Genomic DNA, 23,415 nt, shown 5'->3' with positions numbered 1-23,415 from the left:
TGAGTTTCTGGAAAAATGATATTAAAAAAAATCTGGATTCTTGTATTCTTGAAATTCGAAATGCAATCAACAAAAGACAACCCATAAAATAGCAAAAAGCCACTTCTCAGTGGCTTTTCTCTTATTCAACATCCAAATAAGGATTTAAGATTTCTGCTAATCTGTTCAGCCAGTAAAAGTTATTTTCAAGGCTGATTTCAGTTTGCAGGGTTTCTGAATCTCGAATTGCATTTAAGGCAAGTACATAATTTACTTGCCTGATTGCTTTCGCCATGCTTTCAGGATCAATAGATTGGTTAAAGAAATCAACTAATCTTAGTTGGGTTTCTTTGGAAAGGGTGTTTGTAATCATAATTTTGCATTTAGGAAATATAAAACCCGCATAGCTTAGGTGTCCTACGCTGCAAAGAGCGTTACGGTTGTTTCCAATACCGCCACCATACCACACGGGCAAGAAGTTTTTTCGTATTCATATATTTTTGCATTTAGGAACCGCAAACATACGAAAAATATTATCTTAATCTTTCCTTAACTCCCTTGTCATTTTATCTAAAAAAAGATAGATTTGAGAAACAATCATTAAATACAAACCGTTATGAAAATTCAAATCAATACCGACAAAAACATTGAAGGACACGCAAGATTAGAAAATTATTTTTCAGGAGAACTGGAAAAAGGTTTAGCGCGTTTTGAAGATAAAATTACCCGCATAGAAGTACATTTTGGAGATGAAAATGGAGAGAAATTCAGCTTAAACGATAAAAAATGCGTTCTTGAAGTCCGTATCGTCAATTTACAGCCGCTTACCGTTACAGAACACGCTGATACACTTGAAAAAGCTTTTAGTGGTGCTTTGGCAAAAGCTAAAAAATCACTGACGACTACTTTCGAAAAACTGAAAGCACATTAATTTTTTTGAAGGTTCAAAGTAACAAAGGGACAAAGGCTCTAAGGTTTTCTTAGCATCTTTGTCCCTTTGTTGCTTTGCAACTTTGCCCCTTTCTCTTATGATTTCGGCAATGGTGCTCCCACAGCGATATCACAGCGGTGCCCCGGTTGTCCGTGGACTGGGTTTGTTCCTTCGGCAGTAGTAGCGGGTTTTGCAGTTTCGGTACTTAATAAAGCAGGAACCGCATTGTTTGCAGGCGGTGTTACCGTAAATGATTTTTCGACTGTTCCGCTTTGTGCAGCAGCGGTTGTTGTTGTAGCAGGTTTTGCAACCGGCGAGTTTAAAGGCGCTCCAACCGGAATGTCACATCTATGTCCCGGCTGACCATGCGACGGGTTCATTCCTTTAGCTACTTTTACAGGCTGTGCAACGGCTGTCGTAGTTACCACTTTTGGCTGACCGGGATTTACCTGAACCGTTTGTGGTGCCTGTGCTGTCACCTGTCCTTGTTGTGCTGGTGCCGAATTCAAAGGTGCTCCAACCGCAATATCACAACGGTGCCCCGGTTGTCCGTGAGCAGGATTTAGTCCTTTTGATTCTCCTAAAACGGTATTTGGGTTCGTGGCCGGAGCCTGTGCTACGGGAGCAGCTGTTTTAGAAGTGTCTTTTGCAAGTCCTAATCTCACTAACTCAGAGGTTGAGGTGTTCTCCTGAGGCTCTAATTCTTTTTTGCAGGAAATAAAAGCTAAGGAGGCAATAATAATCGAACTTATGTAGATTTTTGAATTCATGATTGAGGTATTTTAAGAGCACTCAAATATAATTTTTTTCCACCATATAAGTGATATAAGATAATTTAAGTTTTAATTTACTTTGTCAATAGCATTAGAAAGTATATAAGAAAATCAAAATGAACAAATCTCATTGCTTTGTAATTATTTAACACATAGAAACATAGTCTCGGAGCGCTGAAAAAAGGCGTTTCACTAATTTGAAAACACATAGCTATGTGTAAAGAAATGTATTTCTTTATTCAACTCTTTTTACTACATAAAACTATGTTTTTCTATGTGTTAAAAAAACTTCTGGAAACCACTGTCAGGCTGAGCGGAGTCGAAGCCCTTTCTAATTAAAAAGCCTTCGACTCCGCTCAGGATGACATCATTTTTAATAAGGCCAACTATTTAAGCGCAATACTAAAATGAACTTATATCACTTATATGGTGGAAAAAAATTTTAGATATTCTTTATCTTTAGACTCAAATATTATCTCTTATGAAAAAATCTATTCTGTTCCTTTTATTTGTTGCTTCTTTTGCAAACGCCCAAAATTCCGAAAAAGACAAAATCAACCAGACACTTGATGCCTGGCACAAAGCAGCGGCCGATGTAAAATTCGACGCTTATTTTAATGTAATGACCGAAGACGCCATTTACATTGGAACCGATGCTACCGAAAACTGGATCAAACCTGATTTTAAAGCCTGGGCAAAACCTTATTTTGATAAAGGAACAACGTGGAATTTCACTGCTTTGGAACGTCATATCTTTTTTGACAAATCCGGAAAAATAGCCTGGTTCGACGAATTGCTGAATACACAGATGAAAATTTGCCGTGGCTCGGGCGTTTTGGTGAAAGTGGGAAAAGAATGGAAGATTCAGCACTATGTTTTATCCATGACCATTCCGAATGATGAAGTGGACGCGATTGTCAAAATAAAAGCACCTATTGAAGATGTTTTGATAAATAAGTTCAAAGAAAAATAAGCAAACTCTTTCAATATTAAGGCAATCCTAATTTCTATAAGGCTTCAAGCAATAAAATTCTAATGATTTTCTAATGTTGTTAGTGATAAAATCTTAATTTTAGGAGTTTAAAATAAGATACTATCAATAAAACGGGCTTATTTTTGAAAATTTTATTAAAATAAAAATAATACTCCTGTTTTTGCAGCCCTTAAAATCAAAATATTCAAAATTTTTTAACTTTGCCCCCAAAAAAAATAGGGTTCAATAAAGTATTTGAAAAATGAAAATAGAAAAACGCTGGATCATTTCCTTTATTATGATAAGTATTGTTTGTATCACGGGTGCTTTTTGGCCCACTGTTACAGAAAATGATTATGTATTATCTGCATTTGGTACCATAGACCACATTGTACCGGCTGATGTTGCCTGGATGCTGACTTCATCCTGTCTGGTTTTAATCATGACACCGGGATTATCTTTTTTTTATGGAGGAATGGTAGGCAAGAAAAATGTTATTTCAACGATGCTTCAGAGTTTTATTTGCCTTGGGGTTGTTACGCTTTTATGGGCTGTAGTCGCTTTCAGTATTGCGTTTGGAGAGCCTGTTGGTTTTGGTTCTGGAGATCATTTTTACAGTTTCTTCGGGAATCCAACGACTTTTGCTTTTATGGATTATGTGGGCGTTTTGCCTCATAAACAATTGGCAAGTACGATTCCGTTTATGCTGTTTGCTTTGTTTCAGATGAAATTTGCGATTATCTGTCCGGCAATTATCACAGGATCATTTGCTGAGCGTGTTCGTTTTATATCTTATCTAATTTTCATCAGCTTATTTACCATTTTTATATATGCTCCTTTGTGTCACGCTGTTTGGTATCCAACAGGTGTTCTGGGAAGCTATTTCGGTGTAAAAGATTTCGCAGGAGGAACCGTAGTACATATGAGTTCCGGATTTGCCGCTTTGGCCGGTGTTATCGTTTTAGGAAAAAGAAAAAACAGTCAGCATATCCCAACCAATATTCCGTTTGTATTATTGGGAACCGGGATGTTATGGTTTGGCTGGTTCGGGTTCAACGCCGGATCTGCACTGGCTGCCAACGGAACTGCCGCAATGGCTTTTGCTACAACCACAACTTCATCGGCAGCAGCTATGTTAACGTGGATTTTCTTTGACCGTGTGAACGGAAGAAAAGTTTCTGCTCTTGGGGCATGTATCGGGGCTGTTGTTGGTTTAGTAGCTATTACTCCTGCAGCAGGTTTCGTCTCAGTTCCCGAAAGTATGTTTTTCGGATTCATAACGGCATTGGTTTCAAACTCAGCTGTAAACTGCAGTTTTTCTAAGAAATTTGATGATACACTTGATGTTTTTGCCTGTCACGGCGTGGGAGGAATCATGGGAATGATCCTGACGGCTATTTTTGCCCATGGTGAAGATGCAAGTTTACTACACGGCGGATGGAGCGTTTTTGGACATCACATGATGGCATTGGTTCTGGTTTCTATTTTTACCTTCTTCGGAGCTTATTTCTTATTCAAAGTAACGAATTTCATTATTCCGTTACGAGTTTCGGAAGAATCAGAACACATCGGATTAGATTTGTCTCAGCACGATGAAACACTCGATCCAAAATCATCACATATTACTGAACCACATTACTAACCAAAAATAGGCCGCAGATTTTCAAATATAAAACCTAAAAATCTGCGGCTAAAATTTAAACTTCAATTACTCCTCGTCCATTCGTTTATATTCCTTAATTTTGCTGAAAATTTTTGTAAAAAGTGGGAAGTAAAAACAAACTAAAAAGATTCAGGGAAAACGAAACATTTCAAAACGTTTTTCAGCCAACCAGAGAAGAAGTTACAGGGGATTTAATGCCTTTGAAAGGGAAATGGAATTCGGATTTCTTTAAAAACGATAATCCACTGGTTTTGGAATTAGGATGTGGAAAAGGAGAGTATTCTGTTGGACTGGCAGAAAAATACCCGGACAAAAATTTTATCGGAATTGACATTAAAGGTGCCCGTTTCTGGAGAGGTGCCAAAACTGCTGTTGAAAACGGTCTTCATAATGTTGCCTTTGTACGAACTCAGATCGAATTGATCAATCATATTTTTGCTGAAGGAGAAGTTGACGAAATCTGGATTACTTTTCCGGATCCGCAAATCAAATACAAAAGAACCAAACACAGAATGACCAACTCTGAGTTTTTGAAATTGTATAAAAAAATACTCAAAAAAGACGGTGTTGTAAACCTGAAAACCGATAGCGAATTTATGCACGGTTATACTTTGGGATTATTACATGGTGAAGGACACGAAGTTTTATATGCCAATCATAATGTGTATAAAAATGAAGGAAGTCCTGAAGTGGTAACTTCAATCCAGACCTTTTACGAAAAACAATATTTAGAAATAAACAAGGCAATTACCTATATTCGTTTTAAAATTAAAGACTAATTTAGTTTTAAAACAAATATCTAACCTATCAATACAACCGAATGGCCTTACTTACTCCTTTATTTTCGGGCTTTATTGCAGCCGCTATCGGAACAATTCCTCCTGGTTTGCTCAATATGTCTGCTGCCAAAATAAACTCGAAAGAAGGGAAAAAGAATGCTTTATGGTTTGTTATTGGTGCTGTTCTGGTTGTTTTTTTTCAGGTTTATGTAGCGGTTCTGTTTGCACGTGTAATTGACAATAGACCTGATATTGTAACATTATTACGCGAAATTGGTTTTGTAGCTTTTTCTATTTTAACCATTTACTTTTTGTTTATTGCTAAAAAACCAACCGGAAAAAAAGCGTCAAAGATTAAAAAAAGCAGTAAAAAAAGCCGGTTTTTTCTGGGAATGCTGCTTTCGGGGCTGAATTTATTTCCGATACCTTATTATGTTGTAGTAAGTGTTACTCTGGCTTCTTATCAGCTTTTTGTATTCGAAAACAGTATTATTTTTACTTTTGTTTTGGGATCAGTTTTGGGATCGTTTGCGATACTGTACTGCTATATCGCTTTCTTTGGAAAAATAGAACAGAAGACCGATTACTTAATGCGGAATATGAATAAAATCATTGGAAGTATTACTGGCTTAGTTGCCCTAATAACACTTTTTAATATTTTGAATTATTATTTCGGATAAAAAAATAAACCACAGATTAAAAGATTAAACTGCTTGCTTTGCAATAGGGCAAAAAAGGTGTTTCAATCGTTAAGCAATCTTAATTTTATCTTTTAATCTGTGGCAAACAACCAAACTATGGCTGAGGAAAATTTTTTCGAAAGAGTGTATACAATCGCCAGACAGATTCCGTACGGAAAAGTAACTTCTTATGGTGCAATTGCAAAGGCATTGGGTACAGCACGTTCTGCACGAATGGTAGGCTGGGCTATGAATGCGTGTCACAATATGGATGATGTCCCAGCACATAGAGTCGTGAACCGAAAAGGCCTTTTGACCGGAAAACACCATTTTGACGGAACCAATTTAATGCAGCAGCTTCTGGAAAACGAAGGTGTTAAAGTGGTCAACAATCAGATCGTAGATTTTGACAAGCATTTCTGGCAGCCTGAAATTACATTCTGATTTAATCCATTACCAGACTTTTAGCATCTTCAGGCTGTGGTTTATCTTTTTGATAAACATCCGGATAGAAATAAATCTCACCAGTTTCTTCATTTACCCAAGTCGTAAAATAACCAATATATATCGGAATTTTATTTTTCAGGATACAGGTTGTTTCTTTTTCACCATTCATTGCAACATCTATCTTTTGATCTGTCCAATCCGGATCATCCTTTAAAATTACATGTGCCATTTTTTTGGCTTCTTTTATATTGATACAACCGTGGCTAAATGTACGCTGTTCAAACTGAAACAGACTTTTGGCAGGCGTGTCGTGCATATATATATCAAAAGGATTTGGGAACAAAAATTTTACTAATCCCAAAGAATTTTTAGGTCCCGGTTTTTGTCTTACCTTTCCTCCGTTCCATTCCATATTATTTTCTTCGAGATAGTTTTTGTCTCTGGCCATGTTGAGTTTTAACTCGTTATCAATAATACTTTGAGGGACATTCCAATACGGACTAAATACAATTTTATCCATAGTACTGCTAAAAATTTCAGTTTCTGCCCAGGTGGTTCCAACAAAAACATCTGACGTAAATTCATTGACTCCATTTTTTACATACAATAATCGATAAGCCGGAATATTAACCATTATATAGTCTCTTGCATCTATTAAATTTTCAGGAATCAGACGACAGCGTTCCATGTTTAGCTGTATGGTTTTGATTCTTTCAGATACAGGTTCGTTCATTTGTTTAATATGTTCGAATGTCAGTTTGTAATTTAAGGTAAGACCGTATCTTTTTTTATAATTTAAAACCCCGGCCATCATCTCTTCATCATACAAATCGCTTTTAGAATCTCTTTTCAAATCGCCATCGACAAACAAACGTTCACGGATTTGTTTTACCACAGCACCACTGTCAAAAGGTTTTAATTCTTTGTAGGTTGCACTGTCAATATCAATTCTTTTCCAGAGTTTTTTTCTTTCAATTTTTTGGTATTTTTCTAAAGCTGCTTCAAGACGGTCATATTGTCTGGATAAAAGATAGACTTCTCTTGATGATTTTTTAGAGGCTTTGCTCGTTGAATCTGAACTATTCTGAACTTCTGGATTTTCTTTTGAATATAAATTATCCGTTGGCTTTATATCTTTATTCTTAAAACCAAATGAAGTAAACACAAAACCTGTTGCTATAATTAGGAGGAATTTATTTAAATGTCTCATGATGTTATTTTTTTAAATTTTAGAATTACTTCATTTAAAAAAACAGCGAAACCGAATTAAAATCTGATGCCATCAAGATGAGTTTCACTATATTTTTAAATATTGAAAGTCAAATGATTTAGGGTAATTCAAATTTACGGCGCATCATAAGAAATTGCTTTATAGAATATTGCAAACATCTATTAAAATTCACACCTGACAGTAAAGTAGATGTGATAAATGATTGTATGTCAATGTTTTGCGGGCTAAATCAAGCAAATGACAAAGCTGGTTTTGTCTTCATCGCTTTGGTAACTAAGGTAGCCCCCGTGTGCTTCGATAATATTCTTAGAGAGTGTCAAACCAATACCGGCTCCGTCTTTTCGGGTGGTAAAAAACGGAAGAAATACTTTGTCCTGAATTGCTGCGTCGATTCCTTTTCCGTTATCAGAAATCGTAATAAAAAAGCGGTTATTCTCTGTATAACTGGATACAAACAATTTCTTTTCAGTCTTTTCTTTTAGTGCATAAACACTATTGGTAATCAAATTAATGATTACCTGTTCCATTTGATTTCGATCAATTAAAATCGAACGTGAACTGTGGACATCGTTTATCAATTCGATATTTTCAGCTTTTAAAATCGGACTCATGATTCTGATGCAGTCTTCGAAAAGTGCATTTATCGGTGTCATTTGTTTGGTTGGTGTTGGCAGCATAGCGAGTTTACGGTAGCTCTCTACAAAAGCCTGTAAATGATCGCTTCTGTTGATGATGGTTGAAATACTGCCTTTTATGTCTTCAAAATCTTCTTCATCCAGTTTTTCCTGATCGACAATGTAAAGCAGATTCTGCGAAAGCGCCCGAATCGGTGTTAAGGAATTCATCAATTCGTGCGAAATAATTTTCATCAGATTGATCCAGGCTTCTTTCTCCTTTTTTTCAATAACACGCTGAATACTATCTAGTAAAACAACGAAATATTCCTTATTATAGGTTTGGGTTCTGGAAGTCTGAAGGATGAAAGTCTGTAAATCCTGTTCTTCAATTTTAATCGAAATAGCCGATTTTAATTCACTGAAATCTGTTTTTTCAATTTCGTAGCAAAGTGATGGAAGGTAGTTTTTAAGGTATTTCCAATGGCTCACTTTTGGTACTTTAAAAAGATTAGAAAAGGAGTCATTCATTAAAAAAATGTTCCAGTCATCATTGTCTTTTTCAAGGATTAAAGCAGCACTGTCTATATTATTTAAAAGGGAACGATAAATTAGTTCTTTTGAAGTTTGTTCCTGCTGGCGTTCTTTTAAAGTTTCATACAATAAATATAAACTTTGAAAATTATCTTTTTTATTTTCTTCCGGGAAATTGGTTGTAAAATCGCTTTGTAATATGGAGAATATCGTTCTGTCGTAAAACTGTAATTGGTTTTTTATGTAAAAATACATTTCGGCCAGCATTATCAAACCAAAAGAACCAACCAAAACAGCATTGTAATAAAACGTTTTATAAATCAGAAAAATGCAGAAAAAAAAGAGAATCATTACGAACAGTACTCTTATAAATAATGCATTATAGAATTTCCAGTTTTTCATTTAGTTTTTTTGTTTGCCACGGATTATTTTTTTTCTGGTCACAGATTAAAAGGATTAAAAAGATTTTTACATTGTCTTAAAATTTTAGTCTCTCGCAGATCTTGCAGATTCAGTAGATAAAAATCATACTTCTTGGCTGTTGCTTCTTTCTCTTTAATTCTTCAAATCGTATTTTTCAATTCTTCTGTACAAAGCCGCTCTTGATAGACCTAATTCTTCGGCTGTTTTACTGATGTTGCCGTGATGTTTCAAAAGTGCTTTTTCTATTGCTGTTTTTTCCAGTTCAGACAACGGATTCTCATCATTCTCCTGAATTTCTTCAAAATCCAGAATATCTAAATCGGTTATAGAAATCGTGTTATTATCTGCCAGAATCAAAGCACGTTCAATTTTGTTTTCCATTTCGCGAACATTTCCTTTCCATGGATAACGTTCTAAGTAAGGAGCCACATTCTCGGCGAAACGCCAGTTATCCTGATTATACTTTTCAGCAATCTGATCCAGAACAAAATTGGCCATCGGAACAATATCGTCTTTTCGCTCACGCAAAGGCGGCAAATTAATATCCATGGTATTTATTCGGTATAATAAATCCTCTCTAAACGTTTTATTTTTTACTTCAGCTTTGATATCATTATTAGTAGCCGAAATGATTCGGACATTCAAAGGTCGTGCTTTACTTTCGCCCAAACGAGTCACTGTTTTGGTCTGTAAAACGTGTAATAACTTAGATTGCAGATGCAGTGGAATATTGCCAATTTCGTCTAAAAAAATGGTTCCGTTTTGTGCCGTTTCAAATCTTCCGGGTGTATCGGTTTTGGCATCGGTAAAAGCACCTTTTGCATATCCAAAAAGTTCACTTTCGAACAAATTATCACTCAGAGAACCCAAATCGACATGTACAAAAGGTTCGTTTTTTCGTGTGGAATTTTGATGAATGAATTCCGCAAAAACATATTTTCCGGTTCCGTTTTCGCCCAAAATCAATACATTGGCATCAGTTCGGGCTACTTTTTCGGCAATAGAATAAGCTTGTTTTATTTTTTGGGAAGTTCCGGTAAAATATCTTTTTTCGGTTTTTTCAGCAGCAGGTTTTTTATTGTTTTTGCGGCTTTCGGTAACCGATTTGTCGATTATTTCGAGCAGCTTTTCGTTGTTCCATGGCTTTAAAACATAATCAAAAGCGCCAATTTTTATTCCTTCAACTGCAGTGTCAATTTTTCCAAAAGCGGTCATTAAAATCACAATTGTATTAGGAGAAAGTGTTTTGATTTCCTTTAGCCAGTGAATCCCTTCGCGTCCATCTTCAAAACCGATTCTGTAATTCATGTCCAGTAAAACCACATTTATGTCATTTTCGTTCAAAATCGAAATGATTTTTTTAGGGCTGCTGGTCGTGAAAATGGTTTCAAAATGTTTTTTAAGAATCATTTTTGCCGAAAAAAGAATTTCTTCCTGGTCGTCAACAATCAATATTTGGGCTTGTTTTTTTCTCATGCTTTATTTTTTTGTCCGGTTATGAACGGTCAGCTGTTCATTATCGGACACTTGATTTTTGAATTGTTTTTAGCATCTCTTTAAAATCAATGCTTTACAAAAAATAAATTTTATGGCACAGTATTTACCTTTTGATTATCAGTAAATTATTAAAAAATGGACAAGGTAATTCCTCGTAAAAATAGAAAATTTAGATATTTCACAATAGCAATTGGAGTTTTTTTAGCTTTGGCTGCGTTGGTCTTTTTTTCTTTTAATTCAAAAAGAACTTTAAACGTAAAAGCAGAAGAAATTTCGATTCAAAAAGCAGAAAAAGCTTTTTTTGAAGATTTTGTAGTTTTTCAGGCAAAGGCTGAACCTTTGAATGTGATGCTTGTAAATGTTACAGAAGGCGGATCTGTAAAAGAGATTTTTACAGAAAACGGAACGATGGTAACAAAAGGACAGCCGCTGGCACGTTTGTACAACCCAAATACAGAACTGAATTACCTGACTCAGGAAACTGCTATTATCGAACAGATCAATAATCTGAACACCGGAAAACTAAACATCAGAAATCAGGAACTGACTTTGAACAAAGATTTGGTTTTAATTGAACATGATTATAATGATGCCAAAAGATTGTACGATATGAATTCGAAATTGTATGATAAAGATGTGATTTCAAGAAATGACTGGAATACTTTTAAAGAAAATTTACGTTTTCAGGAAGAACGCAAAAAAACGATTCAGCAAAGTATTCAAAAAGAAAAGCAATCCAATCAGGTTCAGATTTCGCAAATCAACCATTCCATTCAGACTATGGAAAAAAGCTTGGAAATCCTTCGAAATAATAAAAAGAATTTCCTGATCCTTGCTCCTGAATCCGGAAGATTGACTTCTTTTGAACCTGTTTTAGGGAAAACATTTCAGGCGGGAGAAAGCATCGGTAAAATTGATTCTAAAAAAGGATACAAACTGGCTGCAGATGTAGATGAATTTTATCTGGAAAAAGTTCGCGAAGGTTTGAAAGGACAGGTAGAGTTTAAAGGAAAAACCGTTGAAGTAATGGTAACCAAAGTGATTCCGGAAGTAAAAAACGGGCATTTTACAGTAGAACTGGCTTTTACATCTAAAGAAACTATCGCATTACAAGACGGATTAAGTTTTGGCGTAAAACTGATTTTATCTGAACGAAACAAAACTTTGGTAGTTCCAAAAGGAAGCTTTAATCAGGAAACGGCCGGGAAATGGATTTTTGTGGTAAAAGGCAACAAAGCCGAAAGAAGAAACATAAAAACAGGGCGTGAAAATCCTTCGTATTATGAAGTCCTGGAAGGATTAAAAGAAGGGGAATCAATAATTACATCATCTTATTCAGATTATAAGGATATAGAAGAGCTTTCGATTAATAAAGAATAAATATTGTTTCAAGTTTCAGGTTTCAAGTTTTCTGTAACTAAATAACCTGAAACTTGAAACTTGAAACCTGAAACAAAAATAATAAAACATCAATCATCAATCAAAAAACGAAGTCAATCACATTTTAACACCTTTACAAAATGATAAAAATTCAAAATTTAACCAAAGTTTTTAGAACAGAAGAAGTAGAAACATCAGCATTGAGCGGTATTTCTTTAGAAATTAAAAAAGGGGATTTTTTAACTATCATGGGACCTTCAGGTTGTGGAAAATCTACTTTATTAAATATTATCGGACTATTAGACAGCGCAACTGACGGGAGCTATACCTTATTAGATCAGGAAATGATTGTCCTGAAAGAAAAAGGAAGAGCACAGGTTCGTAAGGAAAACATCGGATTCATTTTTCAGAATTTCAATCTGATCGACGAACTTTCTGTGTATGACAATATCGAATTGCCTTTGCTTTACAACAACGTAAAAGCAGCAGAAAGAAAACAAAAAATTGAAGCGATTGCGGAAAAATTAAATATTTCACATCGTTTGAAACACTTTCCTCAGCAGCTTTCAGGAGGACAGCAGCAAAGAGTTGCCGTTGCAAGAGCTTTGGTAAACGACCCAAAAATTATCCTTGCCGATGAGCCAACGGGAAACCTTGACAGTAAAAACGGTAACGAGGTAATGGAACTTTTAACCGATCTGCATGCAAAAGGCTCCACTATTTTGATGGTAACCCACTCTGATTATGATGCTTCTTTTTCGCAAAGAACCATTCATATGAAAGACGGTGTAATATTTTCTGAAAAGTTAAATCAACGAAACGTTGATGTTTTTATGGACGCTAAATAACTAAAAGATGCTAAAATTTATTGTAACGGCAATCATAATTCTGGTAGAGTTTGTTTGCAAAATATTCGCAATTGTCTAAAAAATCGGTTTGCCAAAACTGAAATAACTATAAAAACACGCACCATGATTTATAACTGGTTTAAAATATTTATTTATCATTTAAAACAAAACAAATTATTCTCTTTTTTGAATGTTCTGGGATTGAGCATCGGAATTGCAGGAGTGATTTTCGCCATTTTGTATTGGAATAATGAACATGCTTACGATCAATGGAATCCTGAAAAAGAAAACGCTTATCAGGTACTCAATAAAATTGGTATGACAGGAGATACGTGGTCTTCATGTTCAATTCCTTTTGGAAAAACCTGTAAGGCCACTATTCCTGAAATTGAAGCGATAAGTTTCTTTAATTCCTGGTACAATGACGCACTGATAAAGTATCAGAATCAGAAGATATTTGATAAAAAAATCACCGTAGCAGATAATGGTTTTTTTGAAATTTTCCCTTTTCCAATTATAAAAGGAGCTAAAACAAATATTCTTAAAGAAAAAAACAGTGTTGCAATCTCTGAAGAAACAGCTCAGTTGATTTTTAAAAATGAAGATCCGATTGGCAAAACAATCAATTATTATAACAAAGATTATATTGTAAAATCAGTTTATAAAATTATTAGTCCGTCGTCTGTCGAGCCTCATTTTGTTTTTGGAGGAATCGAAAGAGATGGAGACGATCAAAACTGGGGGAATTTCAGTTACGGTTTAATGATTAAAACCAAAAAGGGAGTCGACATAAATACAGTTCTGAAGAAAATGCAGCATGTAAATTATGTCAACAGAACTTTAAAAGATGCGAAAGAAAACGGACAGACTCCTGAACAATATGTAAAAGAAAATGGAGAAATCACAGTTATTCTGGATCAGTTGGCAACAGCCCGTCTGTATGGTACAAAAAGCTCCAGTAATAATAACTTCCCGGAAGGAAGAGGAAATCTGCAATTACTTTTTATCATGGCAGGTTTATCTGTTTTGATCCTGATTTTATCTTTGGTAAATTATGTTAATCTCGCCACAGCTTCGGCTATAAAACGTGCTAAAGAAGTAGGTGTCCGTAAAATTGTAGGTGCCACTAAAAACCAGATTATAGTACAATTTATATTTGAAACAGCTATAATTGTACTATTGGCCATTGTATTTGCTTTGGCAATAGTAGAGCTGTCATTACCATATTATAATACTTTTTTGAAGAAAACCCTGACTATGAATGGCAGTGAATTTTACCTTCAGCTTATTTTTATATTTGGATTAGTAATCATTCTTGCCGGCATTTTTCCTGCCATTTATATCTCAAATTTTGAAACTTTAAAAGTTTTAAAAGGTAATTTCTCGAGAAGTAAAAGCGGCATCTGGATTCGAAATTCGATGTTGATTTTCCAATTTGGTATTGCAGCCTTTTTTATAATCGGGGCATTAATTGTCAACTCTCAGGTAAATTATATGATGAACAAAGAACTTGGTTTTTCAGGGGATCAGGTTATCAAAATTCCGTTAAACTTCCACGAATCTGCAAAAAAGACAGAGAAATATCTGATTGCTAAACAAGAACTGCAAAAAATATCAGGAGTTGAGGATGTCTCTACTTTTGCAGGCTCTTTTGGAAACAGTACCAATTCCAGTTCAGGGTTAACACATAATGGTATTTTTGTGCAGCCGCGAAATGTAGAAATGGATTTTGGTTTTCTTGAAATGATGAAAATTAAAATTGTTCAGGGACGGGATTTGTCTCCAAAATTTGCTTCAGATACTATCGACAACTGGCTGATAAACGAAACGCTGGCCAAAACACTGAATCTCAAAAATCCTGTAAATACAATCATAACATCCGGTTGGGGTAATGAAAAAGGGAATTTAAAATTTAAGGTAGTTGGTGTTGTAAAAGATTTTAACATCACAGGGTTGCAGGATAAAGTTCCACCAATGGTTTTTGTGAATCTGAAAACTTTAAAGTGGAATAATTTTGATAATATTTTTATAAAAGTTTCACCACATAATTTAAGCGAAACACTGGCTAAATTAGAATCTTATTGGGAGAAAAACATCAATCAGGATTATCCTTTTGATTATGAATTTGTAGACAAAGGGTTTGCAAAAACTTATCAGGAGCAGGTAAAGCAAAAAGATTTATTTTTTATTTTGAATCTGGTTGTGATCATTATTGCTGTTTTCGGATTGTTTGCTTTGGCTTCATTTTCAATGGAAAGAAGACTTAAGGAAATTGCCATTAGAAAAACATTAGGCGCAGAAACCGATATTTTATTAAAAGAATTGTCCAGACAGTATATTGTATTCTGTTTGATGGGATTTGCAATCGGTATTGTACCGGCTTATATTTTATTACAGAAGTGGCTTGAGAATTTTGCTTTCAGAATTAATGTTTCGACAATTCCGTTTATAATCGCCCTAATTTCATTATTGGCATTAACTTTGATAATAGTTTTGGCAAAGGCATATCAGGTTACTAAAATCGATATCCTTAAATATTTAAAATACGAATAACTTGTAGACCATTTTTTTAAAACCCGTCGGAACAACTAATCTGACGGGTTTCTTTTTTTATTCTATAATCTTCCTTTTCAAATTAAAAGAAATAACCAATCCTTTACTTTTTAATTTTTTTGGTTCACAAAATAGTTTGATATTGTTTTGAATAATCCTAATATCAACAAATACAATTCAAAACATCAAAAATCCAAACTTTATGCCTTATCTTTGCAACCTGAAATTAGTTTAAATACAATATCATTTTAAAATTAATTTCATTCATTAGAAAATACTTATATCAAAAATGAAATTAGATAGAAAAGAAATTCTTAAAGCTTTGGAAACTATTACCATAGCCGGAGAAGGAAAAAATATGGTTGAAAGTGGTGCTGTTGCCAATGTACTTACGTTTGGAGACGAAGTTGTTGTTGATCTGGTACTGCATACTCCTGCAATGCACATCAAAAAAAGAGCAGAAGACGATGTTAAAAAAACAATTCATGAGTTGATATCGGCTGATGCAAAAATTAAAGTTAATGTTAAAGTTGAAGTTCCTGAAAAAGTCGAAATTAAAGGTCGTGCTATTCCGGGAATCAAAAATATAATTGCCGTAGCTTCCGGAAAAGGAGGTGTTGGAAAATCTACTGTTACAGCAAATTTAGCCGTAACTCTTGCAAAAATGGGATTTAAAGTTGGAGTTTTGGATGCCGATATTTACGGGCCTTCAATGCCAATTATGTTTGATGTAGAAAACGAAAAACCAATTTCGGTTAGCGTTGACGGAAAATCAAAAATGAAACCTGTTGAAAGTTATGAAATCAAAATGCTTTCAATCGGATTTTTCACTGCACCAAGCCAGGCTGTAATATGGAGAGGTCCAATGGCTGCAAAAGCACTAAATCAAATGATTTTTGATGCAGATTGGGGAGAATTGGATTTCATGTTGCTTGATTTACCTCCGGGAACAGGAGATATTCACCTTTCGATTATGCAGTCACTTCCAATAACAGGAGCTGTTGTAGTAAGTACTCCGCAAGCAGTAGCTTTGGCAGATGCTAAAAAAGGAGTATCTATGTTCATGCAGGACAATATCAATGTACCGGTTTTGGGTATAATTGAAAACATGGCGTATTTTACACCTGAAGAATTACCTGAAAATAAATACTATATCTTTGGACAGGCCGGAGCAAAAAATCTTGCAGAAGACCTGAACGTTCCGTTTTTAGGAGAAGTTCCAATTGTACAATCTATTCGTGAAGCGGGAGATTATGGACGTCCGGCAGCTTTGCAGACAGCGTCTCCAATTGAAACTGTCTTTGAAGAAATAACCAGAAATGTGGTTCAGGAAACAGTAAACAGAAACGAAAGCTTACCTGCAACAGAAGCTATTAAGATTACAACAATGGCAGGATGTTCAGCAGTAAAAAAGAATTAATTAGATAATTGAGATAATTTGATAATTAGATAATGAAGGATAATTATCTAATTGAAACATTCTCTAATTGACACATTAAAATATTATGACAACAGAAGAATTAACAAGTAACGTATTATTGGCTCTTGATGAAATCAGACCTTTTTTAAATTCTGATGGAGGAGACATTACGCTAATTTCGATAGAAGACGACAAGCATGTAAAAGTTCGTCTTGAAGGAGCATGTATTAGCTGCAGTGTAAATCAAATGACACTTAAAGCTGGTGTAGAAACCACTATAAAAAAATATGCTCCGCAAATAGAAACTGTAGTAAATATTATGTAGCGAACAACTCGTTATTGTTCTTTTTTTAGTTGTAAAAACTTAACAAGAATAATAGTCATTTGAATCGTTTTGCTATAATTTTTTATACTAAACAGTTAAAACATGGTTTTTTTTGCGATTTTGATAAAAAATGGCTTAAAGATTTAAGAGATTTGGTTAAGAAATTGTTACATTTTTAACTTAAATTTGTACCGTAAACCCCTAAATCTCAAAATCATGAAAAACTTTTACGTTCTGTTTGTATTATTATTTTCAGTAAGTATAAATGCTCAGCAAGGCTCAGAAACGTTAACTGTAGACAAAGCCTGGGTTAATGATTCAGGAGAATGGTCGGATTATAATTATTCTGGGAAGATTGTATTTGCTGTTAACAATCAGGGAGATGGAAGCCTTAGAATAGGGAATTATGATTTTTTGTATGATTTTTGCGAAGGAAGACCAAAATTCTCAGATAAAGCAACTTACAGCTCGGCAGAATTTTCTCATCCTAGAAAAATCTCATCTCAAACCGATAAACAAGGTGTTGTGAATATAACATATGAGGGAACATTAATTTTTCAGGCAGAAAAAGATTATTATTCTGTGATTGCTATTGTAACATTACTGGAAAAAGGCGGAAATTATCTGGGTGCAAAAATGCACATCAAAGACAGTAATGGAAAAGAATATGCATTTAGTTTAAAATCAAGTTAATTAAATAATAATAGAATTTGTTCACGTTATCAAATTCTAAATCAGTAAAATTCCAATAATTAAAAATGGATGTATTAATAAAGATTAAAGACCGTGAAGGGGTTATACACGAATTACAGGCTCCAACGGATATGGCAATGAATATCATGGAATTGTGCAAAGCATATGAACTTCCTGTTGAGGGAACCTGTGGAGGAATGGCTATGTGTGCTTCCTGCCAGTGTTATGTTTTAAATGATGTTGCACTGCCTGAAATGGGAGACGATGAAGAGGCAATGCTTTCAGAAGCGTTTTATGTTAAATCCAATAGTCGTTTAGGTTGCCAGATTCCAATTACCACAGAATTAGAAGGATTGGAACTCGAGTTAGCTCCTGAATATTAAATCATAAGAAACCTCCAGTTTAGGCTGGAGGTTTTCTATTTTTCTTTTGTAATTTAAATTATCTCCTTAGTAGTTCCAGTACCTTATTTACATTTACTTCACTATAATCATTGATATAAAAATCACAAGGAGGAAGTTCTTCTTTTGTATGTGTGCTCAAAACGCCTACGACTTTCATACCTGCATTTAATCCTGCTGTAACACCGGAAAAAGAATCTTCGAAAACCACACAATCCGAAGGAGAAGCTCCAACTCTTTCTGCCGATTTTAGATATACTTCCGGATTTGGTTTATGAAACGTAACATCTTCGCTGGACATCATCGAATCCATTTTTTCGTCGAGTTTCAGGAAATTTGCAATCAGATCCAGATTCGCACGCGGTGCTGATGTGGCAACAGCTGTTTTGAATCCATGAGATTTTAATTCGTTTAAAAAAGACATGTAATGCGGAATCGTTTCGACTTTGTCTTTATAAATCTCACGGAACATTCCTTCTTTTTCATTTTCCAATTTGATTAGTTCTTCTCCAGTAATTGGACGTTTGAAGAAATGCGTCATAATATAACTATTGTGTTTTCCGTACATGTGTTCTTCAAATTCTTCATTGGTGTACGGAATTTTATATTTATTGAAAAACTCTTCAAAAGCGACTACATGATGCGGATTGGTGTGGCAAATCACGCCATCCATATCAAAAATTACACATTGCTGGCTCATAATATTTATTTGTTTTTTTAACGGGTGTAAGATAAGGGTTTTCCGCGGAGATACACTGAGGTTTCTCGCAGAGATTCGCTAAGATTTTTTAGTATCGCAAAGATGCAAAGACGCAAAGTTTTTGTTTCACGCATATTTGAAAAAGATTTTAGCAGATACACGCAGATTATTTATTATCTAAAATCTTAAAAATTAAATCTGCTTTAATCTGCAAAATCTGCGTGAAACAAAATCCTTTTTATCTTAATAATCAGTGGCTACAAAAACAAAAATTTGCGTATCTGCGTCTCTGCGGTACTAATCGACAAAGATTTGCAAAAACTTGAAACTTGAAACCTGAAACAAAATTAGCCTATCCAAATTTTACTTTTTACCAAAGTCATCGTCTGTTTCAAATGCTGATTACAGGCAATTAGAATTATCAAAACCACTAAACCATAACCTACAATCGTATAAATCTCCATATCGGCCAATAAAGTCGATTGTTTAGCTATTGTACCGAAAATCTTTTTCATAGCTAAAACATTCGCATTATCTGCAGAATAACCTTTGGCCATAAAACTTTGTGTTGTACTTGCGATAGTTTGCTGTGCTTCTGAATTCTCGCCTGTTACAAATTGACTTAATTTCAAGAAGTGTTTTTTATTCAAGAAAACCATTGCATTTTGCATTACGCAGAAACCAATTGTACTTCCCCAAAAACGTCCCGAAACGCCTACAATTCCTGAAGAAACCGCCATATTTGCCGGAACCGATGATGTGGTAAATAAGATGAGCGGAACAAATAAAAACCCCACACCGATTCCTTGCAAAATATAGGGAATGACAATATCGCTCAATGCAATATCTGGCACAAAAAGAAACGTAAACCAGAAATGGAAAATAGCAATAAGCGTAAAACCAATCATGAAAATAATTTTTGTCGAAACAGATCTCATCAGAAAAAAAGCAGCCAAAATAAGTCCGATTACATTTCCTAATCCGTTTATGTACTGAACGCCCGCAACACGAGAAGGATCCCAATTCCAAATGGAAAACATCGCCGAATGACAAAGACTCAACGTTGCTCTGCTGATATAGAAAAGGAAAAACAATAAAAATCCTATTCGCAGATTGGCGTATTTTATAACTTCAAAATCAAAACTTGGCCTTTTTACTAAACGTTCTTTAAAAATGAATAATCCGCCAGTAATAAGCGAAATCATCAATATTAAAACCATTTCTGAAGACTGCAACCAATATTTTTTCTCAGCATAAACAAAAAAGTAGGCACCGCAAAGAATCGAAATTAAAACCAAAAAATAACTCATCCAGTCGATTTGATACAACGGAATCTTCTTTGTAATTCGGTGCCCTCTGAAAGTAACTAAGATTAAAAAGACGTTTAGAACCTGTAGTCCGCCCGAAACATACAACATGTATTTCCAGTTGTAATGATCGAGAAACCACACGGCGATATTCATAATAAAAGGCGTAGACAACAACAGCGCGCCATAGTAAAATGAAAATCCAATAATAATAGCATTTTTAGTATTAAACTGCTCAATAAGCAATTGTCTAATTGTGATTACAGGAAGCGCCATCAGGATTCCTTCGGCAATTCTCATCAATAAAAAGACAGAGAAATTGGTAATATAAGCCGATGAAACGATCGTAATTCCAATTAAGGAATACACTGCCATCAGGTAATTTTTTGCAGGGAAAAAACTCGAAAATCGGCTTTCTATTAAAATGGTTGCCAGTAAAGTTCCATACGTAACGCACATCGCAAACTGCAAATCTTCTGGCTCAATATCCAGAAAACTTGCCGCATACGTTACGTTTGACGTATAAACTCCCAATAAAATCATGGAATGCAGCAAACAAACGAACAAAATAGTAATGATCGCCCATTTTGGAACCCATGATTTAAATATACTTTTATCTTCCATTTTATTTGTGCGCAGCAACAACCGTAATGTTCATTCCTGCTCTTAAAAAATCGGTTTGTTTGTCTTGTTCTTTTAATTGAATTCGAACCGGAATTCTCTGTTCTATTTTTACGAAGTTTCCAGTTGCATTATCAGGTGGAAGAAGCGAGAATCTAGCACCGCTCGCAGGCGATAACGACGCAATTGTTCCTTCGAAAACTTTATCGCTTACAGCATCGGCTTTAATTTCTACTTCTTGCCCAACGGTTAAATATTGCAATTGCGTTTCTTTAAAATTGGCTGTAATCCATTTTTCTTTACTTACGATAGAAAGCAAAGACTGTCCTTCTTTTATCATTTGTCCTGGCTGTAAAGTTCTTTTTCCAACCCAGCCGTCATAAGGCGCTGTGATTACCGTGTACGAAAGAAACAATGCCGCATTATCTGCAACAGCTTGTTTTGATGCAATATTCGTTTGCGTTGTTGGAACATTCGCTTCGGCAACAGAAGTGGTTAAAGTTGCCGAATGAATTCTGTTTCTCATTTCCTGAAAATGTGCTTGCGCCGACTCGTAATCTGCCTTAACTTTTTCTAATTGTTGAGAAGTTGCCGCTTCTTCGCTTACTAAAGCTTTATATCTTTCGTATTCTAATTTTGTTTTCCAAAGATTTGATTTTGCAGCTTCTAATTGAGATTCGTTAATTGCCGTTGCACTTGCTGTATTAATGGCATTTTTTTGAGCCACAACGCTATTTTGCTGCGCATTTTGAACATCGGCAAGAGCCACATTCAATTTCGATTTATATTCTCTATTATCGATTACCACCAAAGTATCTCCTTTATGCACAAATTGGTTTTCGTCAAAACGAACTTCTTGCACATAACCTGTAATTCTCGACATAATTGGCGTGACGTATTGCTCTACTTGAGCATCATTTGTTTCTTCGTGATTTCTGTTAAACACATAAAACCAAATCCCCAAAATAACTCCGCTTATTACCAGCGCACACGCAATAATTGTTATTAGTATATGAAACGTTTTATTTCTTTTAGTTTCATTTTTTATCTTAACCATCTTTTTTATCTCTTTATCTTAGTTCTTTCTTTTAAGTCTTTTCTCTTGCTTCTTTCTTCTAAAATTCTCGCATTAAGTCTTTCTTCTTACTTCTTTCTTCTAAAGCTTTAGCCTACTCTTTCACCAGCATTTTAGCTCTGAGGCATAATCCCAGCCGTATGCATCATTTGGTAATGTTTCAAAACAGCATCCAATCGAGTAGAGATTTTGTTGTATTTCGCCTGAAGCAAAGCATTGTCAGCATCGACCATTTCGGTAATTAAAACCAATTGGTTTAAGTACTTTAGCTTTACGATTCGATAATTTTCTTCGGCTAAATCCAAAGCTTTATCAACCACGACAAACTTTTCAAGAATTTCCTGATACTGCGTATGTTCTTTATATAGCTGATCTTGAATTTCTTCTTTTATAATTTCAGTCTGCATTTTCTGCATATCGATTTTAGTACTCGCTTTTGCCACTTTCGTTTTGTTTTTATACAAAGCCGGAAGATCAAAACGCGCCTCGATTCCTACCTGACCTAAAGTGTACAAATATGGATTTGGCGGAAAGAATTTGTAGTTTGGATAATAAAAACCATAATTCCCAAAGAAGTTTACACTTGGCAGATAATTCCCTTTTACCAATTGCATTTCAGTTTTACTAATGTCTAATTCCTGACTCGCCATTCGCATTTCTTCATTCTGCATGGCTTTATTCAGATAAAAATCATACGGATCCAAACCATTCATTTCATCCAGACTTGCAGTGGTATCGATTGCAATTTCTTCGTTTTCTGGAACCTGAATTAAAGTCTTCAGATCGTGAAGCGCTATTTGAATGTTTTTGGAATTTGTAAGCGCATTCAACTCACGATCTGAGAGCTGTAATTCAGCACGAATCACCTCATTTTTGGTTACCGTTCCGTGTTTTTGAAGCGATTGCACTTCTTTTAATCGGCTTTTTTCCTCTTTGATATTTTCTTCAAATATTTTTTGAAGTTCCATCATTTTATAAATTGCCAGATAGTTTGCAACAACTTCCAGTTCAATATCATTTTCTGTTTTTTCCGATTTTATTTTTGCAATTTCGTTTTCCTGATTCGCAATTTTAATCGCGTTGTTGATTTTGTTTCCAACGTAAATCGGCATTTTAAAAGTTGAATTGACCTCGTAGATTTCAGGAATTGCTTTCGTAACTTCTTTTCCGTTTAAGAAACCATCTCCTTTAAATTCTGTAATGTTGGTAATTCTGGAGTACATTCCGTTTAGTTGTACATCCGGTAATCTAAGTTCTTTTCTTTCTTTGATGTTTTGCTCAGCGAGCGTAATCTCCAGTTGAGATTTAAGGACTTTTTTGTTGTTTTCCTTCGCCAGTTTCATTGCTTCTTGTAAAGAAACCGTATGAACTTCCTGAGCCTGTAAACTATTGAATACTAATGCTATTAGTAAAATCAATAAGCTTCTGGGAAAACAATCTTCTTTAGAGTTTGTTTTTGTAAGGAACATGAATATTTGAATATTTTATGCTGCAAAGTTCCTTCATTTTTTCCTTGGCGGAAGATTATAAAAAGACAACAACATATTCATTTCGGACAAATGTTAAAA

At 34.8% G+C, this 23,415-nt stretch carries 22 protein-coding genes; 13 read left to right on the top strand and 9 right to left on the bottom strand.

Annotated elements, in window-relative coordinates; genetic code table 11:
• Positions 1-121: 121 nt before the first annotated feature.
• Positions 122-352, bottom strand: coding sequence for a hypothetical protein (locus tag GWR14_RS10800; RefSeq protein ID WP_163409038.1), 231 nt, complete (start codon positions 350-352; stop codon positions 122-124).
• Positions 353-595: 243 nt separating this feature from the next.
• Between GWR14_RS10800 and GWR14_RS10795 the strand changes: the two genes are divergently transcribed.
• Positions 596-910 carry an HPF/RaiA family ribosome-associated protein gene (locus GWR14_RS10795; RefSeq protein ID WP_163409037.1) on the top strand — a complete coding sequence of 105 codons (315 nt, stop codon included), beginning with the start codon at positions 596-598 and terminating at the stop codon, positions 908-910.
• A gap of 95 nt (positions 911-1,005) precedes the next feature.
• Here the strand turns inward: GWR14_RS10795 and GWR14_RS10790 are convergent, their stop codons facing one another.
• Positions 1,006-1,680: a hypothetical protein gene (locus GWR14_RS10790; protein WP_163409036.1), complete on the bottom strand. Its 675-nt coding sequence runs from the start codon at positions 1,678-1,680 to the stop codon at positions 1,006-1,008.
• A gap of 484 nt (positions 1,681-2,164) precedes the next feature.
• Between GWR14_RS10790 and GWR14_RS10785 the strand changes: the two genes are divergently transcribed.
• The 5 genes from GWR14_RS10785 to GWR14_RS10765 all read left to right on the top strand — a co-directional run bounded on the left by GWR14_RS10785 (position 2,165) and on the right by GWR14_RS10765 (position 6,222).
• Complete coding sequence (locus GWR14_RS10785; protein WP_163409035.1) at positions 2,165-2,656, top strand: nuclear transport factor 2 family protein; 492 nt, start codon at positions 2,165-2,167, stop codon at positions 2,654-2,656.
• Between the two features lie 262 nt (positions 2,657-2,918).
• Positions 2,919-4,298: an ammonium transporter gene (locus tag GWR14_RS10780; protein ID WP_163409034.1), complete on the top strand. Its 1,380-nt coding sequence runs from the start codon at positions 2,919-2,921 to the stop codon at positions 4,296-4,298.
• Between the two features lie 122 nt (positions 4,299-4,420).
• On the top strand, positions 4,421-5,098 hold the full coding sequence (gene trmB / locus GWR14_RS10775; RefSeq protein ID WP_163409033.1) for a tRNA (guanosine(46)-N7)-methyltransferase TrmB: 678 nt from the start codon (positions 4,421-4,423) through the stop codon (positions 5,096-5,098).
• A 41-nt stretch (positions 5,099-5,139) separates the two neighbouring features.
• A complete protein-coding gene (locus GWR14_RS10770) occupies positions 5,140-5,778 on the top strand; it encodes a LysE family transporter (protein WP_163409032.1) in 639 nt (212 codons plus the stop codon).
• A gap of 117 nt (positions 5,779-5,895) precedes the next feature.
• Entirely contained in the window at positions 5,896-6,222 is a 327-nt protein-coding gene (locus GWR14_RS10765) for an MGMT family protein (RefSeq protein WP_163409031.1), read from the top strand.
• A gap of 1 nt (position 6,223) precedes the next feature.
• On the opposite strand, the gene GWR14_RS10760 is transcribed toward GWR14_RS10765, so the two are convergent.
• From GWR14_RS10760 to GWR14_RS10750, 3 genes are all read right to left on the bottom strand, one after another.
• Complete coding sequence (locus tag GWR14_RS10760; RefSeq protein WP_163409030.1) at positions 6,224-7,435, bottom strand: L,D-transpeptidase family protein; 1,212 nt, start codon at positions 7,433-7,435, stop codon at positions 6,224-6,226.
• 245 nt (positions 7,436-7,680) lie between these two features.
• Positions 7,681-9,006 (bottom strand): sensor histidine kinase, encoded by a 1,326-nt coding sequence (locus GWR14_RS10755; protein ID WP_163409029.1) that lies wholly within the window; start codon positions 9,004-9,006, stop codon positions 7,681-7,683.
• A 153-nt stretch (positions 9,007-9,159) separates the two neighbouring features.
• Complete coding sequence (locus tag GWR14_RS10750) at positions 9,160-10,503, bottom strand: sigma-54-dependent transcriptional regulator (RefSeq protein WP_163409028.1); 1,344 nt, start codon at positions 10,501-10,503, stop codon at positions 9,160-9,162.
• A gap of 156 nt (positions 10,504-10,659) precedes the next feature.
• Between GWR14_RS10750 and GWR14_RS10745 the strand changes: the two genes are divergently transcribed.
• The 7 genes from GWR14_RS10745 (at position 10,660) to GWR14_RS10715 (ending at position 18,126) form a co-directional block, all read left to right on the top strand.
• Positions 10,660-11,904, top strand: coding sequence for an efflux RND transporter periplasmic adaptor subunit (locus tag GWR14_RS10745; RefSeq protein ID WP_163409027.1), 1,245 nt, complete (start codon positions 10,660-10,662; stop codon positions 11,902-11,904).
• Between the two features lie 140 nt (positions 11,905-12,044).
• On the top strand, positions 12,045-12,752 hold the full coding sequence (locus tag GWR14_RS10740; protein ID WP_163409026.1) for an ABC transporter ATP-binding protein: 708 nt from the start codon (positions 12,045-12,047) through the stop codon (positions 12,750-12,752).
• Positions 12,753-12,875: 123 nt separating this feature from the next.
• Entirely contained in the window at positions 12,876-15,305 is a 2,430-nt protein-coding gene (locus tag GWR14_RS10735; RefSeq protein WP_163409025.1) for an ABC transporter permease, read from the top strand.
• A gap of 289 nt (positions 15,306-15,594) precedes the next feature.
• Entirely contained in the window at positions 15,595-16,725 is a 1,131-nt protein-coding gene (locus tag GWR14_RS10730) for an Mrp/NBP35 family ATP-binding protein (protein ID WP_163409024.1), read from the top strand.
• A gap of 85 nt (positions 16,726-16,810) precedes the next feature.
• On the top strand, positions 16,811-17,050 hold the full coding sequence (locus GWR14_RS10725; RefSeq protein ID WP_017494691.1) for a NifU family protein: 240 nt from the start codon (positions 16,811-16,813) through the stop codon (positions 17,048-17,050).
• A 216-nt stretch (positions 17,051-17,266) separates the two neighbouring features.
• Complete coding sequence (locus GWR14_RS10720; RefSeq protein WP_163409023.1) at positions 17,267-17,743, top strand: hypothetical protein; 477 nt, start codon at positions 17,267-17,269, stop codon at positions 17,741-17,743.
• A gap of 65 nt (positions 17,744-17,808) precedes the next feature.
• Complete coding sequence (locus tag GWR14_RS10715) at positions 17,809-18,126, top strand: 2Fe-2S iron-sulfur cluster-binding family protein (RefSeq protein ID WP_007805184.1); 318 nt, start codon at positions 17,809-17,811, stop codon at positions 18,124-18,126.
• A 58-nt stretch (positions 18,127-18,184) separates the two neighbouring features.
• Here the strand turns inward: GWR14_RS10715 and GWR14_RS10710 are convergent, their stop codons facing one another.
• The 4 genes from GWR14_RS10710 to GWR14_RS10695 all read right to left on the bottom strand — a co-directional run bounded on the left by GWR14_RS10710 (position 18,185) and on the right by GWR14_RS10695 (position 23,316).
• Complete coding sequence (locus GWR14_RS10710) at positions 18,185-18,844, bottom strand: HAD family hydrolase (RefSeq protein ID WP_163409022.1); 660 nt, start codon at positions 18,842-18,844, stop codon at positions 18,185-18,187.
• Positions 18,845-19,191: 347 nt separating this feature from the next.
• Entirely contained in the window at positions 19,192-20,775 is a 1,584-nt protein-coding gene (locus tag GWR14_RS10705) for an efflux MFS transporter permease (RefSeq protein WP_163409021.1), read from the bottom strand.
• A gap of 1 nt (position 20,776) precedes the next feature.
• The gene (locus GWR14_RS10700; RefSeq protein WP_163409020.1) at positions 20,777-21,829 is read right to left on the bottom strand and encodes an HlyD family secretion protein; all 1,053 of its coding nucleotides are present in this window, start codon (positions 21,827-21,829) and stop codon (positions 20,777-20,779) included.
• A 131-nt stretch (positions 21,830-21,960) separates the two neighbouring features.
• A complete protein-coding gene (locus GWR14_RS10695) occupies positions 21,961-23,316 on the bottom strand; it encodes a TolC family protein (protein WP_163409019.1) in 1,356 nt (451 codons plus the stop codon).
• Positions 23,317-23,415: the final 99 nt, after the last annotated feature.

This window comes from Flavobacterium ajazii, from assembly GCF_010614725.1.
Lineage (GTDB): Bacteria > Bacteroidota > Bacteroidia > Flavobacteriales > Flavobacteriaceae > Flavobacterium > Flavobacterium ajazii.
Note: the sequence above shows the minus strand (reverse complement) of the source record. Positions and strands in the feature narration are given on the sequence as shown.